10 protein-coding genes are annotated in these 14,437 nt (G+C 70.2%); 4 read left to right on the plus strand and 6 right to left on the minus strand.

Annotation, left to right across the window (positions count from 1 at the left end):
• Positions 1–68: 68 nt before the first annotated feature.
• Genes SNE35_RS12800 through SNE35_RS12810 form a run of 3 tightly spaced genes read left to right on the plus strand, consistent with a single transcriptional unit; the run spans position 69 to position 9,147 of the window.
• The gene (locus SNE35_RS12800) at positions 69–266 is read left to right on the plus strand and encodes a hypothetical protein (protein ID WP_320423302.1); all 198 of its coding nucleotides are present in this window, start codon (positions 69–71) and stop codon (positions 264–266) included.
• Positions 263–478, plus strand: a complete 216-nt coding sequence (locus SNE35_RS12805) for a hypothetical protein (protein WP_320423303.1) — start codon at positions 263–265, stop codon at positions 476–478. Before SNE35_RS12800 ends, SNE35_RS12805 begins: the two co-directional genes overlap by 4 nt.
• Positions 469–9,147: a GH36-type glycosyl hydrolase domain-containing protein gene (locus tag SNE35_RS12810; protein WP_320423304.1), complete on the plus strand. Its 8,679-nt coding sequence runs from the start codon at positions 469–471 to the stop codon at positions 9,145–9,147. Before SNE35_RS12805 ends, SNE35_RS12810 begins: the two co-directional genes overlap by 10 nt.
• 1 nt (position 9,148) lies before the next feature.
• Here the strand turns inward: SNE35_RS12810 and SNE35_RS12815 are convergent, their stop codons facing one another.
• Positions 9,149–10,384: an MFS transporter gene (locus tag SNE35_RS12815; protein WP_320423305.1), complete on the minus strand. Its 1,236-nt coding sequence runs from the start codon at positions 10,382–10,384 to the stop codon at positions 9,149–9,151.
• A gap of 98 nt (positions 10,385–10,482) precedes the next feature.
• Here SNE35_RS12815 and SNE35_RS12820 point away from each other — a divergent pair, with 98 nt between their 5' ends.
• Positions 10,483–11,376 (plus strand): LysR family transcriptional regulator, encoded by an 894-nt coding sequence (locus tag SNE35_RS12820; protein ID WP_320423306.1) that lies wholly within the window; start codon positions 10,483–10,485, stop codon positions 11,374–11,376.
• On the opposite strand, the gene SNE35_RS12825 is transcribed toward SNE35_RS12820, so the two are convergent.
• From SNE35_RS12825 to SNE35_RS12845, 5 genes are all read right to left on the minus strand, one after another.
• Positions 11,367–11,618, minus strand: a complete 252-nt coding sequence (locus SNE35_RS12825; protein WP_320423307.1) for a hypothetical protein — start codon at positions 11,616–11,618, stop codon at positions 11,367–11,369. The two genes, SNE35_RS12820 and SNE35_RS12825, sit on opposite strands and share 10 nt — an antisense overlap.
• Entirely contained in the window at positions 11,615–12,343 is a 729-nt protein-coding gene (locus tag SNE35_RS12830) for a hypothetical protein (protein ID WP_320423308.1), read from the minus strand. The genes SNE35_RS12825 and SNE35_RS12830 overlap by 4 nt, the downstream gene beginning before the upstream one ends.
• Before the next feature lie 66 nt (positions 12,344–12,409).
• The gene (locus tag SNE35_RS12835) at positions 12,410–13,225 is read right to left on the minus strand and encodes a PEP-CTERM sorting domain-containing protein (protein ID WP_320423309.1); all 816 of its coding nucleotides are present in this window, start codon (positions 13,223–13,225) and stop codon (positions 12,410–12,412) included.
• Between the two features lie 57 nt (positions 13,226–13,282).
• Complete coding sequence (locus SNE35_RS12840; protein ID WP_320423310.1) at positions 13,283–13,690, minus strand: VOC family protein; 408 nt, start codon at positions 13,688–13,690, stop codon at positions 13,283–13,285.
• A gap of 16 nt (positions 13,691–13,706) precedes the next feature.
• On the minus strand, positions 13,707–14,390 hold the full coding sequence (locus tag SNE35_RS12845) for a hypothetical protein (RefSeq protein ID WP_320423311.1): 684 nt from the start codon (positions 14,388–14,390) through the stop codon (positions 13,707–13,709).
• Positions 14,391–14,437 lie beyond the last annotated feature (47 nt).

Raw genomic sequence — 14,437 nt, forward strand, 5'->3', positions numbered from 1 at the left:
CCGAAAGCCAGGAGACGACCCCGTCGATAGAGTGGATCCAGATCGCTCCAGATCCAGGAGTCCACGCCATGAAACGCTCTCCGTCCCCGTCTCGCCGCCGTCTGGCCTCTTCCTTGCCCTACCTGATGGTGGCGCTGGCTTCGGTGCTGTTTGCCGGCGCCCAGCCCTCGTCGTCGGTAGCGCCGGAAACCGTGGCCGTGGCCCTGGCAGATAGCTGGAGTGCCGATTCATCCCCTGAATTCAAAGACACGAAGCCCACGCCATGAGCACCGCCACCCTTCTCCCCACCCGCCTCAAGCCCACCCATGACGCCGCCACCGACCTGTGCCGCCACCTGCAGCAATGCCATCTGGCTCGCGGCCGATGGTTCGGCGCCGCGATGCTGGCGGAAGAGATCCACCGGCTCGTGGCGCCCCGCTTCGCGACGACGGTAGCCGTCTCGGCCGTCGTCCTGCTGCTGGCTTGCGCATGGCTGTGACGAAGCCGGCCGACGATGCCGCCACCCTGCTCGATGCCGCCGCCGGCCCGCTGGAGCCGCCGATCCGCTCGGTGCTGTTCGGGCCCGCTCGCTTCGAGCAGCACGGCCACAGCCTGGCCATCGCCAACGAGGTCATCAGCGGCCAGCGCAGCGGCGCACCGCAGTTCTTCCCACGGCTGCGCGGCAATATCGAGATGCTCAAGCGCTCGCGCGCGCAGCTGGAACGCCGCGTCGCCGAAGGCCGCCACCTCGGTCCCGCCGCCCACTGGCTGCTCGACAACGCGACGCTGATCGACGAGCAGCTCCACGAGATCCGCCGCGGCCTGCCGCGCAGCTTCTTCCGCCTGCTGCCGCGCCTGCGCGACGAGCCGCTGGCCGGCCTCCCGCGCATCTACGGCATCGCCTGGGCCTGGGTGGCCCACACCGACAGCGGTTTCGACCCCGCGCTGCTGCACAGCTACCTGAGCGCCTACCAGGCCGAGCGCCCGCTGTCGCTGGCCGAACTGTGGGCGCTGCCGACCACCTTGCGCGTCGTGCTGGTCGAGAACCTGCGCCGGCTGGCCGAGCGCTCGGCCACGCAGCAGGCCGCGCGTGATGCCGCACACCACTGGTTCGACAAGGATCCGACCGATCCCGCCCAGATCTCCGAGCTGGAGGCGCTGGAGCCCGGCATCAAGGCGCGCGGCGTCGAGGACGCCTTCTACCTGCAGCTGGAACATCGCCAGGAAGAATTGCGCCCCGAGGTGCTGCGCGCGCTGGACGCCTGGCTCAGCACCCGGCTGCCCGAGCCCGCGGCCACTCTGGCCCGCCAGCAGAACGAATCGACCGAAGACCAGCAGAGCGTGCGCAACGCCATCGTCACCTTGCGCCATCTGGACCGGGTCGACTGGCGCGAGCTGATCGGCGCCACCAGCCAGGTGATGCAGATCCTGCAGACGGCGCCGGTCCATGCGGCCGAGTCCAAGGAGACGCAAGACCAGACGCTGCACGCGGTGGAGAGCCTGGCCCGCCGCTCGGGCCGCAGCGAGGCGACCGTCGCGCAGCTGATCGTCGATCTCACCCGTGCCGGTGGCAGCGCCGAGCCCGGCCACGGCGGTGCGCCGGCCTACTGGTGGCGCGGCCCCGGCAAGTCGCGCCTGTACGAAGGCCTGGGCCTTGCCGCGCCATGGTGGCCGCCGGAAGGCAGCGCCGGCCGCCGTGCGCTGATGAGCTGGGCCTACTTCGGCGGCCTGGCCGTGCTGACCTTGAGCGGCGTCGCCTGGCTGCTGAACCATGAGGCCGCGGCCGACCAGCCCGGCTGGCTGATCGCGCTCACCGCGCTGCTGCTGCTGGGACCGGCCAGCGAGGCGGCGGTTGCCTTCGTCAGCCGGCTGATCAGCGAATCGGTGCGGCCGCGCACCCTGCCACGGCTCGGGCTCGCGCAAGGCCTGACGGCAGAGCAGCGCACGCTGGTCGTGATGCCGGCGATGCTGGCTCGCACAGGCGACGCCGCGACGCTGGCCGCCCAGCTGGAGCAGCACCATCTGGCCAACCCCGAGCAGCACTGCCAGTTCGCGCTGCTGACCGATTTCGCCGATGCACCGACCGCCGACGCGCCCGAGGACGAGTCGCTGCTCGCCGCTGCGCGCGAGGCGCTGACCGCGCTGAACCAGCGCTACCCGCAGCCACCCGAGCAGGGCCTGCGCTTCCTGCTGCTGCACCGGCGGCGCCAGTGGAGCGAGTCCGAGCAGCGCTTCATCGGCTGGGAGCGCAAGCGCGGCAAGCTGGAGCAGTTGGTCGAGCTGCTGGCGGTGCCAGCTTCGCAATCGCCCTTCATCGATTTCGACGCGCTGTCCCGGCCGGTCGAAGACACGCGCCACGTGATCACGCTGGACGCCGACACCGACATGCCGCCCGGCCGCCTGCGCGCGCTCGTGGGCATGGCCGCCCACCCGCTGAACCTGCCGCGCATCGACCCGCGCACGCGCCGCGTGATCGGCGGCTACGCGATCCTGCAGCCGCGTGTCACCACGCCGCTGCCGCGGCCCGAGGAGGCCACGCCCTTCCACCGGCTTTTCTCCGGCCAGGGCGGCATCGACCCCTACAGCGCCGCCAGCTCCGAGATCTACCAGGACCTGTTCGGCGAAGGCACCTTCACCGGCAAGGGCCTCTTGAACGTGCAGGCGCTGCACGCGGTGCTGTCGGGCCGATTGCCCGAGGGTCAGGTCTTGAGCCATGACCTGCTGGAAGGCTCGATCGCCCGCTGCGCCGGCGTCAGCGACATCACCTTGATGGAAGACTCGCCCTTCCACGCCGACGTGGCCGCCGCCCGCCAGCACCGCTGGACCCGCGGCGACTGGCAGCTGCTGCCCTTCCTGGCCCGCGCCTCGCGCTACGGCCTGGCGGCGATCAACCGCTGGAAGATGCTGGACAACCTGCGCCGCTCGCTGGTGGCGCCCAGCTCGCTGGCCCTGCTGCTGCTGGTGCTGGCCACCGGCGTGCTGCCGCTGTCGTGGACCTTGCTGGTCATCGCCGCGGCATTCAGCGCCGGGCCGCTGCTGGGTGCCGTGGCCGGCCTCGCGCCGAACCGCGACGACGTGGCCCTGGGCCTGTTCTACCGCCATGCCGGTGCCGACGTGCTGCGCGCGCTGATGCTGGCCGTCTGGCACGGCGTGCAGCTGCTGCAGCTGAGCCTGATGTACGGCGACGCGATCGTGCGCGCGCTGTACCGCCAGCTCGTCTCGCGCCGCCAGTTGCTGGAGTGGACGACCGCCGCCCAGGCACAAGCCGCCGCGCGCACCGAGCTGCCGGCGCTGCTGCACCAGCACCGCCGCGTGCCGCTGGCTGCTCTCGTGCTGCTGGCCGTGCTGGGCGCGGCACAGGCCTTCGGTGCGCCGGTGCTGTGGAGCGCCGCCGTGCCGCTGCTGCTGATCTGGGCCGCCTCGCCGCTGTGGACCTGGCTGGCCAGCCGCCCGCGGCGCGATCCGCCGCAGGATGCGATGGACGAGGACACGCGGCTCTACCTGCACGGCCTGGCACGCGACACCTGGCGCTTCTACGAGCAGCACATCGGCGCCGAGGACCACTGCCTGCCGCCCGACAACGTGCAGCAGCTGCCGCACCAGATGGTGGCCCACCGCACCTCGCCGACCAATATCGGCCTGTACCTGCTGGCCGTGGCCTGCGCCCGCGAGATGGGATTCATCGGCCTCGCGTCGATGGCCGACCGGCTCGAGGCCACGCTGGAGACGCTGGACCGCCTGCCCCGCTGGCGCGGCCACTTCTACAACTGGTACGACACGCAGACGCTGGAAGTGCTGCAGCCAGCCTACGTCTCCTCGGTGGACAGCGGCAACTGCTCGGCCCACCTGCTGGCCGTGGCGCGCGCCTGCGAGCTGGCCGCGGCCGGCGGCATCGACAGCCTGCCGGCCCGCTCGGCACTGAAGCTTTCGCTGCAGCGTGTGCGTGCGCTGCAGCCCGTGCTGGCCGGCGCGCCGGCGCTGAAGGCGCTGGCCCAACTGGCCGAAGGCCAATGGCAGTGGCCGACGAATGGGGAAGAGGCCCGCGACGTGCAGGCGCAGGTGAGCCGCGGCCGCGCCGAACTGGACGCCATGCATCCGACGCTGGCAGGCGCCGACCGTGGCGCGCTGTGGCTGATGCATGACATGGTCGGCTCGATCGAATCGGCGCTGCGCGACCCGCTAGAGGACCTTGCAGCGCTGCAGCAGCGCCTGTTGGCCCTCGGCCGCCGCTGCCACGCGCTGGCCCTGCAGGCCGACTTCACGCCGCTGTACGACCGCGAGCGCCGGCTGCTGCATATCGGCTACCGGTTCGACCCGCAGATGCAGCCGAGCCAGGTCGACGAGAACCACTACGACCTGCTCGCCAGCGAGGCGCGGCTGACCAGCCTGCTCGCCATCGCCAAGGGCGATGCGCCGGTGGAGCACTGGGCGGCGCTGGGCCGGCCTTTCTTCGCCGAGGGCACCGAGGTGGGCCTGCGCTCCTGGTCGGGCTCGATGTTCGAGTACCTGATGCCTTCGCTGGTGCTGGACGAGCCTCACGGCAGCGTGCTGGGCCAGGTCTGCCGCAGCGCGGTGTCCGAGCAGCGGCGCGAGGGCCGCGAGCACCACACGCCCTGGGGCATGAGCGAGTCGGCCATCGCCGGCCAGGACCACACGCTGGCCTACCAGTACGGCCCGCAGGGCACGGCCCGACTCGCGCTGCGCCGCATCCCGGCCGACGAGCGGGTGCTGGCGCCCTATGCCACCGCCATGGCCGCGATGGTCTCGCCCACCGCGGCGGTGGCCAACCTGCGCGCGCTGCAGACGCTGGGCGCGCGCCAGTCGCTGGGCTTCATCGAGGCGCTGGACTACACGCCACAGCGCCAGGCGGCGGGCAGCATCTTCACCCTGGTGGAGACCTTCATGACTCACCACCAGTCGATGAGCCTGGTGGCGATCACCAACCTGCTGGCCGACAACGCGCCGCGCCGCTGGGCGATGAGCGATCCGCACATCCGCGCGGTGACCAGCCTGCTGCACGAGCGCGCGCCGCGCGAGGTGGCGCGGCTGCCCATCGCCGAGCCCCCACCGCAGCCGCGCAGCCCGCGCGCCGTGCGCCTGCTGCGCGAGCTGCAGCCGCTGCGCGAGACCGGCGGCGTGCCGCTGACGCAACTGCTGACGAATGGCCGCCACGCCACCGTGCTGCGCAGCGATGGTGCCGGCTACAGCGCCTGGCGCGGCGTGGGCCTGACGCGCTGGCGCGACGACCTGCTGCGCGGCGCGCACGGCAGCTTCTTCTACCTGCAGCGGCAGGAGCGCGAGGGGGATGCTGCCCCGTGGCACTCGATCACCGCTCACCCCGCGCCCGACCGCACGGCCCGCTACGAATGCCGGATGCAGGCGGACCGCGTCGTCTTCGAGGCGCGCTGGCCGCAGTTGCACGCGCGCTGCACCACCTGGGTCAGCCCCGAGGACGACTGCGAGCTGCGCCAGATCGAGCTGACCAACCTCAGCGGCTCGCGCCAGTCGCTGCGTCTGGCCGCCGTGTTCGAGGCCACCTTGGCCCCGCAGCGGGCGGACGAGTCCCACCCCGCTTTCTCGAACATGTTCATCCAGCAGCGCTGGATCGCGGCGGAGCGGCTAATGACCTTGGAGCGCCGCCCGCGCCTGCCCGACGAGCCGGTGATGCGCGCGGTGCATTTCCTCGCCGCCGTCGAGGGCCGGATCGACGACATCGCCCCCTGCACCGACCGCGCCCGCTGGATCGGCCGCAGCGGCAGCCCCGCGCGGCCGCTGGGCGATGCCGGCTGCGATCCGCTGGAAGGCCCCAACTGGCAGAACGGCCCCGGCGTGGCGCTGGACAACGGGCTCGACCCGCTGGCCGGCCTGATCGTCACCCTGCAGCTGCCGCCGGGCGCCACCGTGAAGCTGACCTTCTGCACCGCTGCATCCCAGGACGCCGAGGCGCTGGACGCGCTGGTCGACAAGTACCGCCAGCCGAGCCATGTGGAGCGGGCGGCGAGCATGTCGTACACGATGGCCGGCATCCGCCTGCGCGAGCTGCAGTTCGACGCCGAGACCTGGAACGCGATGCTGACGATCAACACGATGATCACGGCGCAGGCCTCGCGCGACAGCGCACAGCGCATGGCCGCCTCCGCCGCGGCCCGCTGCGACCGGCGCCTGCTGTGGCGCCACGGCATCTCGGGCGAGCGGCCGCTGATCTGGGTCGTCATCAGTGGCGAGGAAGGGCTGGACCTGGTGCAGACGCTCAAGAAGGCGCTGCGCTGGTGGACCGCCGCGGGCCTGGGCGTCGACCTCGTCATCACCAACGGCGAGCCGGCCTCCTACCTGTCGCCGGTGCAGAACCAGCTGCAGCAGCTGCAGGCGCGCCAGGAGGCGCAGCAGCATCACGATCTGCCGGAGAACCTCCGCTGCAAGCTGCACCTGCTGCGCGAGCAAGACCTGACGCCCGACGAGCGCTTCACCCTGCAGACGCTGGCCCGGCTGAAGCTGCTGGCCGACGGCCGCGCGCTGGCCCAGCAGATCGAGCGCCTGGCCGATGAGCAGCAGCGCGGCACGGACGACGGGCGTGCCCAGCAATGGCCGGTGGCCGAGGTGCTGCAGGACCGCCCACGCGGCACGGCCCTGCCGCCGGACGGCCAATTCCACCCCGAGCACGGCGCGTTCTCGTTCCAGCTGTCGCCGACGCGCCGGCCCTCGAAGCCCTGGATCAACGTGCTGGCCAACCCGGACTTCGGCTGCCACGTCTCCGAGCTGGCCGGCGGCTACACCTGGGCGGGCAACAGCCGCATGCACCAGGTGACGCCATGGTCCAACGACCCGCTGATCGACCCGCCCGGCGAATGGCTGCTGCTGCACGATCTGGACCGCGGCCGCGTCTGGGCGCTGGGCCGGCGCCTGAACGAGGCACTGGCCAGCGACGTGGAGCACGGCATGGGCTTCACACGGATCACGCAGCGCGTCGATGACTTGGTGGTCACGCTCACCTGGTGCGTGGACGTGAAGGCCGCCGTCAAGCAGGTGCAGATCCAGGTCGCGCTGGAAGACGGCGCGACCAAGCCGCGCCGGCTGCGCCTCGTCGCCATGGCCGAATGGCAGATGGGCAGCGCGCGGCAGGAGCGGCTCTCGCTGGCGACGCGCTCCATGTGGCTCAGCACCGGGCCCGAGGGCGCCGGCCTGCCGCAGCCGGCACGCAGCTTGGCGCTGCTGTGCACGCAGCTGGACCATCTGGGTGGCTTCGGCAATGCCACCGCCTTCCTGATGCTGCGCCCGCCGCAAGGCCTGGAGGCCGGCGCCGCGCAGGCGACGACCCGGCCGCTGCTGCAGGACTGGACCTGCGACCGGCGCGAGTTCTTCGACGCCTCCGGCCAGCTGGTGCTGCCGGGCCAGATGGGCCAGCACGCCGGCTCGGGCCTGGACCCCTGCGCGGCGCTGGCCGCGTCGATGACGCCGCAGCCCGGCCAGGAGGCTGGCGTGACGATGCTGCTGGGCCATGGCGCCGATCCCGCCGCCGCGCAGGCACTGGCGGCCGAGGCCTGGAACGTCGACCCGGCGCAGCGCCTGAAGCAGCAGCGCGAGCAGTGGCCGGAGCTGCTGGGCGCCGTGAAGGTGCACACACCCGATCCGCGCTTCGATGCGCTGATCAACCACTGGCTGCCCTACCAGACCCTGGTCTGCCGGATGTGGGCCCGCGCCGGCTTCTACCAGGCCGGCGGCGCCTTCGGCTACCGCGACCAGTTGCAGGACGCGATGGCGCTCGTCACCCACGCGCCGCAATTGCTGGCCGAGCAGATCCGCCGCAATGCCGCGCGCCAGTTCCCCGAGGGCGACGTGCAGCATTGGTGGCACGAGCCCGGCGGCGCCGGCGTGCGCACGCATTTCTCGGACGACCGGCTCTGGCTGCCCTTTGCCGTGGCGCTCTACGTGCAGCGCACCGGCGACCTGGCCCTGCTGGACGAGCCCCATCCCTTCCTGGTGGGCCGCGAGGTGCCGCCCGGGGCCGAGGACGTCTACGAGACGCCGGGCATCAGCGAGCAGACGGCGAGCCTCTACGAGCACGCGGCGCGCGCGATCGATCGCAGCCTGGCCAACGGCGTCCACGGCCTGCCCCTGTTCGGTACCGGCGACTGGAACGACGGCATGAACCGCGTCGGCCACGAGGGCAAGGGCGAATCGGTGTGGCTGGCCTGGTTCCTGTGCAAGGTGGTCGACGACTTCCTGCCGCTGGCGATGGCCCGCCACGACGCGGTGCGCGTGCGCAGCTGGCAGGCCGCGCGGCTGGGCTGGGCGCAGGCGCTGGACGCCAAGGCCTGGGACGGCCGTTGGTACCTGCGCGCCTTCTTCGACGACGGCACGCCGATGGGCTCCGCCAGCCGCACCGAGTGCAGCATCGACCTGATCGCACAGGCCTGGGCCGTGCTGTCCAAGGCCGGCGAGCCGGCCCGCGCACGCCAGGCCATGGCCAGCGCCTGTTCCCACCTGCTGGACGGCGGCTCGCCCACCGCGCCGCTGGTGCGCCTGCTCGATCCGCCGCTGCAGCACGAGCTGCCCTATGCCGGCTACATCCAGTCCTACCCGCCTGGCGTGCGCGAGAACGGCGGCCAGTACAACCACGGTGCCGTCTGGGCGCTGATGGCGATGGCGCAGCTGGGCCAACGCGAGCCGATGTGGCAGATGTTCACCGCACTGAGCCCGGCCCACCGCTGGATGGAGCGCCGCCGCGGCAGCGTCTACGCGATCGAGCCTTACGTGATGGCGGGCGACGTCTACACGGCCCCGCCCTGGGTCGGCCGCGGCGGCTGGAGCTGGTACACCGGTTCGGCCGGCTGGCTACTGCGCGCCGGTGTGGAGTCGATCTGCGGCGTCACGCTATGCGATGGGCGCATCCACGTGAAGCCTTGCCTGCCCGCGCATTGGGCCTTGGCCGAGGTGACGATCCGCCACAAGGGCCAGCCGCACCGCGTGATCGTTTGCGCCGACCAGCTGACGATGGACTCGGTGCTCGGCGAGGAGCGCTCCGCGGTCATCGGCCGCGTCGGCGAGGCGATCGAGCTGAGCAACTGGCCCGAGGGCAGCGTCCAGGTGGTGCTGGCCAGCCCGGTGGCGCCGGCTGCCGCGCCGAGGGAGCCGCAGTACGAACAGGGCGACCTGCCGCTGGCGCGCTAGGTCAAGCAGCGCCCTGCAATTCGGTAACGGTCAGGCTTTTTGTCTTCGGCAGCGATGCGGCGATCCACAGGGCGATGAGGATCGCGGCGCCGCCGAAGGCAGCGATGCCGGGCCAGCCGCCGGACTGCCAGAAGTGGCCGGCGATCGATCCGAGGATGCTCGAGCCGAGGTAGTAGGACAGCAGGTACAGCGCGGCCGCGTGGCCCTTGCGGTTCGCCCCGAGGCTCCCGACCCAGGCGCTCGCCAGCGAGTGCGAGGTGAAGAAGCCGACGGTGATCATGGCGATGCCCAGGATCACCGCGATCAGGCTGTGCAGCAAGGTCAGCAGCAGGCCGAGGATCATGATCGTCAGGCCGGTCTTCAGCACCCGGGCGCGCCCGAAGCGGGTGGACGCCATGCCTGCGACGGGCGAGGCGATCATCCCGAGGATGTACGACAGGAAGATCATGCCGATGCGCGTCTGGTCGAGGCCGAACTCCGGCCCGCTCAGCCGGAAGCCGGTGTAGTTGTAGACCGCTACGAAGACGCCCATGAACAGGAAGGCGAGCATGAACAGGCGCCGCAGCGAAGCGTTGCCCAGGTGGGCCTTCCAGGACTTGGCGTGGAACTGCATGTCCCAGCCGCGCCGGGCGACGAATCGGCGCGAGCGGGGCAGCAGCGCCGCGAAACCCAGCGCGGCGACCAGATCGATGATGGCGATGGTAACCATCGCCGTGCGCCAGGAGCCGAAGTCGGTCAGCACGCCCATGCCGACTCGGCCGATCATGCCGCCGAACGCGGTGCCGGCCACGTAGAGCCCCATCGAGAAGCCCAGGCCCTTGGGGTCGGTCTCCTCCGCGAGATAGGTCATCGCCAGCGCGGGCACGCCGCCGAGCGCCACACCCTCCAGCGCCCGCAGGACCACCAGCGTGTGCCAGCCCGGCGCGAGCCCCGCCAGGAGGTTCAACACGGCGGCCAGGCACATCGAGCCGGCCATCAGGCCGCGCCGGCCGAAGCGCTCCGAGACGATGCCCATGCAGACGATGGTGATCGCCACGGCGGCCGTCGTCGACGAGAGCGCCAGGGAACTCGTCGCCGCGTCGATGCCGAACTCCTGGGTGAACTGGACCAGCAGGGGCTGGACGCAGTACATCAGCGAGAAGCTGGCGAAGCCGGCCAGGAACAGGCCCAGGTTCATCCGCCAGTATTCGGCAGTGCCCGGCTGGGTCCAGCCTGGGCTTGGTTCGGAAATGGTCATGACGCGTGGAGCCGCTGGCTATTCAACGCCGGGCAGCTTAGAGCTCACCCCCATGAAAGACCATTGGCCGCCGCCGGCTTTCTCCATTTACATAAAGTATGGAGATGGAGCTCAGGCATATCCGCTACTTTCTGGCCATCGCGGGTGAAGGCAGCTTCACCCGCGCCGCGGAAAAGGTCGGCATCGGCCAGCCGCCGCTGAGCCTGCAGATCAAGGACCTGGAGCGCGAGGTGGGTGCCCGGCTGTTCCACCGCCATCCCCACGGCGCCGAGCTGACGGCGGCCGGACGAGCCTTCCACGAGCAGGTGGCGCAGATTCCGCAGCAGGTGGAACTGGCGATCCGCTCGGCACAGCGGGCCGACCGCGGTGAACTGGGTGCGCTGCGCATCGGCTTCACGGCCTCGGCCCATTTCAATGGCGCGCTGGCATCGATCGGCCGCTTCAGCACCCGCTATCCGGATGTCGAATTGACGCTGACCGAGGGCAATTCGGCCGCACTCGGGGCGGCCGTTTCCTCCGGCATGCTGGACCTGGCCTTCCTGCGCCCCTGGCCGGGCATGGATGCGGGCCTGCAGACGCGGCTGGTCGCGGAGGAGCCGCTGATCGCGGCGCTGCCGGCCAAGAATCCGCTGGCGAAGAAGCGTGGCCTGCGGCTAAGCGACCTGAAGGGGGAATCCTTCATCGTGACGCCGCGGGAGGTCGGGTCGTCCGTCCACGACGCGGTGCTCGACGCCTGCCGCGCCGCAGGATTCGAGGCCCGGGTGCGTCAGACCGCGCCGCAGCTGGGTTCGGTCGTAAGCCTGATCGCCGCGGGCGCGGGGGTTTCGCTCGTGCCCGACTCCATCCGCCGGTTGCAGGTGGACGGCGTTGTCTTCAGGGAACTGCCCGACATCGTCGGGACCGTCCGGCTCGTGCTCGTCTGGCGACGTATCGACACGTCACCCTTCGTGGCTAATTTCGTCGGCGCGGTAGCGTCCGCAGATCAGCTCTGAGCCAGTTCAGCGCCGCGCGCGGCGAGATCTTCGAGGCTCTCGAAATAGCGGCTGTGTGTGTGCCGCAAGCTTGCCTCATCGGTGGCCTCGAAGAGGACTACTTCTCGCGTCAGACGCTCGACAAGGAGGCCTAGCTCCAATTGGAGTCGTTCGTATTCCGCAGTCGCCCGCATTTCGTCCGGATAGGTGCGCATCTCGCGCAACTTCCCGCTCTGGCGGTCGTAGTCGATCAAATAGATCATTCCGTATCCAACAGTTCGTCCGGGTCCTCGGCGAGGGCCGCAAAAGCTTCGCTCAGTATGCGCCGATCCTCGGCCAGTTCCGCGCTGGTCTGACGATAGAGCTTCTGCAGATCGGTATCACCCGTCTTCTCGACGCCGGGACCGATCACCTGCACCAAGTCGATTTTCCAATCGACATCGTGTGCCCAGGTCGACAGCCGCGATAGTGCCTCGCGGATACGCTCCGGCCCACCACCGTACTTGAGGGCGTGGTCGAAACGGTCCGCTGCTTTCTCGGACAGCGCGGCCCACATGTGCTGAAGCTCGGTGCGTATCTGAATCTCGACAGCGCGCCTCTCGGTTTGCACAACGACATGGATCGCCCGATATCCATGGTTGGGTTCGGTGACTCGATCGAACATCTGCGCACCCGGAAATCTTCCGACAAGCATCTTGGCAACACGCTTCTGCTCGCTGATCGTCGACACGACGATTCGGCAGCCTGCAATGTCCTGGATCTGAGTCAATCGCGTGCGCTGTCGCACCAGCTTTTCGACAATGGCCGCTGTGGACTTTGCAGGCCGCGCCGTCGGTGACAGGGAAAATTCGGAGCGCAACACCTGCAGGACAGCATCGCTCGCCGGTGCAAAGGACCGGCGGTATTCGTCAAGCATGCGCAACTCGTCCGCGCTGTACTCCATGCGCGCAAGCCGCACGCCCAGCTTGTCGAGTTGACTTTTGCTCATGCAGCCGGATTGTCGCCGAGCAGCGTGATAGCCGGCGCACCTTCCGACGCACCGGCTTAAGGGGCCTCAACGATTGCGACGACGCAGTCCAGCGACGACGCCCAGGCCGCCAAGCATCAGCAGCACGGTCGCTGGCTCCGGCACCGGCGCCGCTGCCACCTGCAGGCTCAGATCGTCGATCGCCAGGCCATGATCGTTGCCGACGTTGTTCGTGTACTGCCAGCGCAGCCACAGCGTCTGGCCCGAGGCCCAGTCCAGATCGCTCAGTGTGCCGCCGAGGCCGCCGATGTGGCCGGCGCCATTGCCGTCGACCGTAGCCGCAGTGCTGCCGGTCACCGGCGAGCTGAGGTTGAAGCTGCTGCCGGCGGCGGTCCAGCTGGCGACGGCACCGAAGCTGGAGCCGAAGCCGTACTGCAGCACTGCGGTCTGCGTGCTGGTGTTGCCGCCGTTGCGCCATTGCTCGCTGGAGAAGCTGAGCGTCAGGCTGTCCAGCACCTTGCCGCTGCTGTTGTCCAGCGCAAGGGCCATGTAGCCGGCCACGGCGCCCGAGGCGGGCGAGCCGAAGTAAGTGCCGCCGGAGGTCACGGCGCCGAAGGCACGGTCGGTGGAACCGGTCGCACCGTAGCTGCGGAAGCTGCCGGCATTGCTGCCGCCGGTGTCGGCGGCGTAGGTGCCGATGGCGGCGCCCGAGGCGTTGAACAGCGACCAGCCGGCCAGCGTCGTGTCGTTGATGAAGGTCTGCGACGAGGTCGACGTCGTCAGGCTGTTGAAGTTCTGCGTGTAGGTGGCCGAATCCGAGCCCAGCGAGACGTGGGCTTGCGCGGCGAGCGAGGCCGAGGCCAGCACGGCCAGGGCGAGAACGGTGCGGACTGCTTGTTGCATGAGAAAGGCTCCTGTTGAAAGGGCCTCACGATGCAGCGCCGAGGTGACGAGGCGAAGTCAGTCGCCCATGGTCCGCTCGGCATGGCAGGCCACACAAAGCTTGTTCCCGTCCGGATCGCGGAAGTAGGCGCCGTAGTAGTGCTCGTGGTACTCGGGCCGAAGGCCCGGCGCGCCGTCGTTGCGGCCGCCGTGGGCCAGCGCCAGTTCATAACTTCGATCCACGGCGGCGCGGCTCTCGGCCAGCAGGGCCGTCATCTGGCCGTTGCCGGGTGAATGGGCGGCGCCGTCGTAGGGCGAGCCGATCAGGAGCAGCGGGCGGGCGACGCCCTCGGACTGCCAGCCCGCCCAGGGACGGTCGGTCTCGATGAAGCGCAGCTTGAGGCCGAGGCCCTCTTCGAGCACCGGTCGGTAGAAGCGCAGTGCGCGGTCGAAGTCGGAGATGCCGATGAAGATGTGCGAGAACATGCGGGGAGCTTAACGCTCACCAGACCCGCTGGAAGGCCACGCCGATCTTGCCGCCGCGCGGCTTGACGGCCAAGGTGCTCTGGCCGCTCAGCTCCATCTGGAAGCCCTTCTTGAAGTCGGCCAGCGGCTTCTTGCTGTTGAAGACCAGACCGACGCGCACCTGGCGCTGCTGATCCTGCGAGAACTGCGGGTCATCGGCCAGTTGGCTGCGCGGGTTCGCCGACGAGGACTGCAGCGGCGTCTGCACGATCAGGTGGGAACGCGGGCCGGTGGCGAGCGATGCGCCGACGAGCACGCCGCCCTCCATCTGCGGCTGGCTGCCGCTGCCGCTCAGTCCGGCGGCGGCCGGGCCATAGGCCTGACGCTGCTCGACACCGATACCCACTCCGAGGCCGCTGCGGGCATGTTCGGCCCACAGCATGGTCTGGCGGGCGCTGTTCGTACGGTCCGCGCGCAGCGGGTCCTGCGGCGCGAGCGGGCCGGCGGTGGCCAGCGGCTCGACCATGCTCTGGGTGACGCGCAGGCTGCTCGACGGTGTGTTGCGCGCTGCGGTGCCGTTGAGCTGGATCCGCTCGCCCATCGAGGTCTGGGCCAGGGCTTGCGGAGCTGCTGCCGCCATCAGCAGCAGGGCCAGACCACAGACCATCGTCCTGCCGTCGCCGGAGGCGGCTTGCCTGTGTGAGCGCGTGGTCTGTTCCATGGGATCGATGCTATGCATCCTGGAAGCTCGACGGTGTCGGCACCGAA

It is taken from the genome of Roseateles agri (genome assembly GCF_034043675.1).
GTDB lineage: Bacteria > Pseudomonadota > Gammaproteobacteria > Burkholderiales > Burkholderiaceae_C > KK5.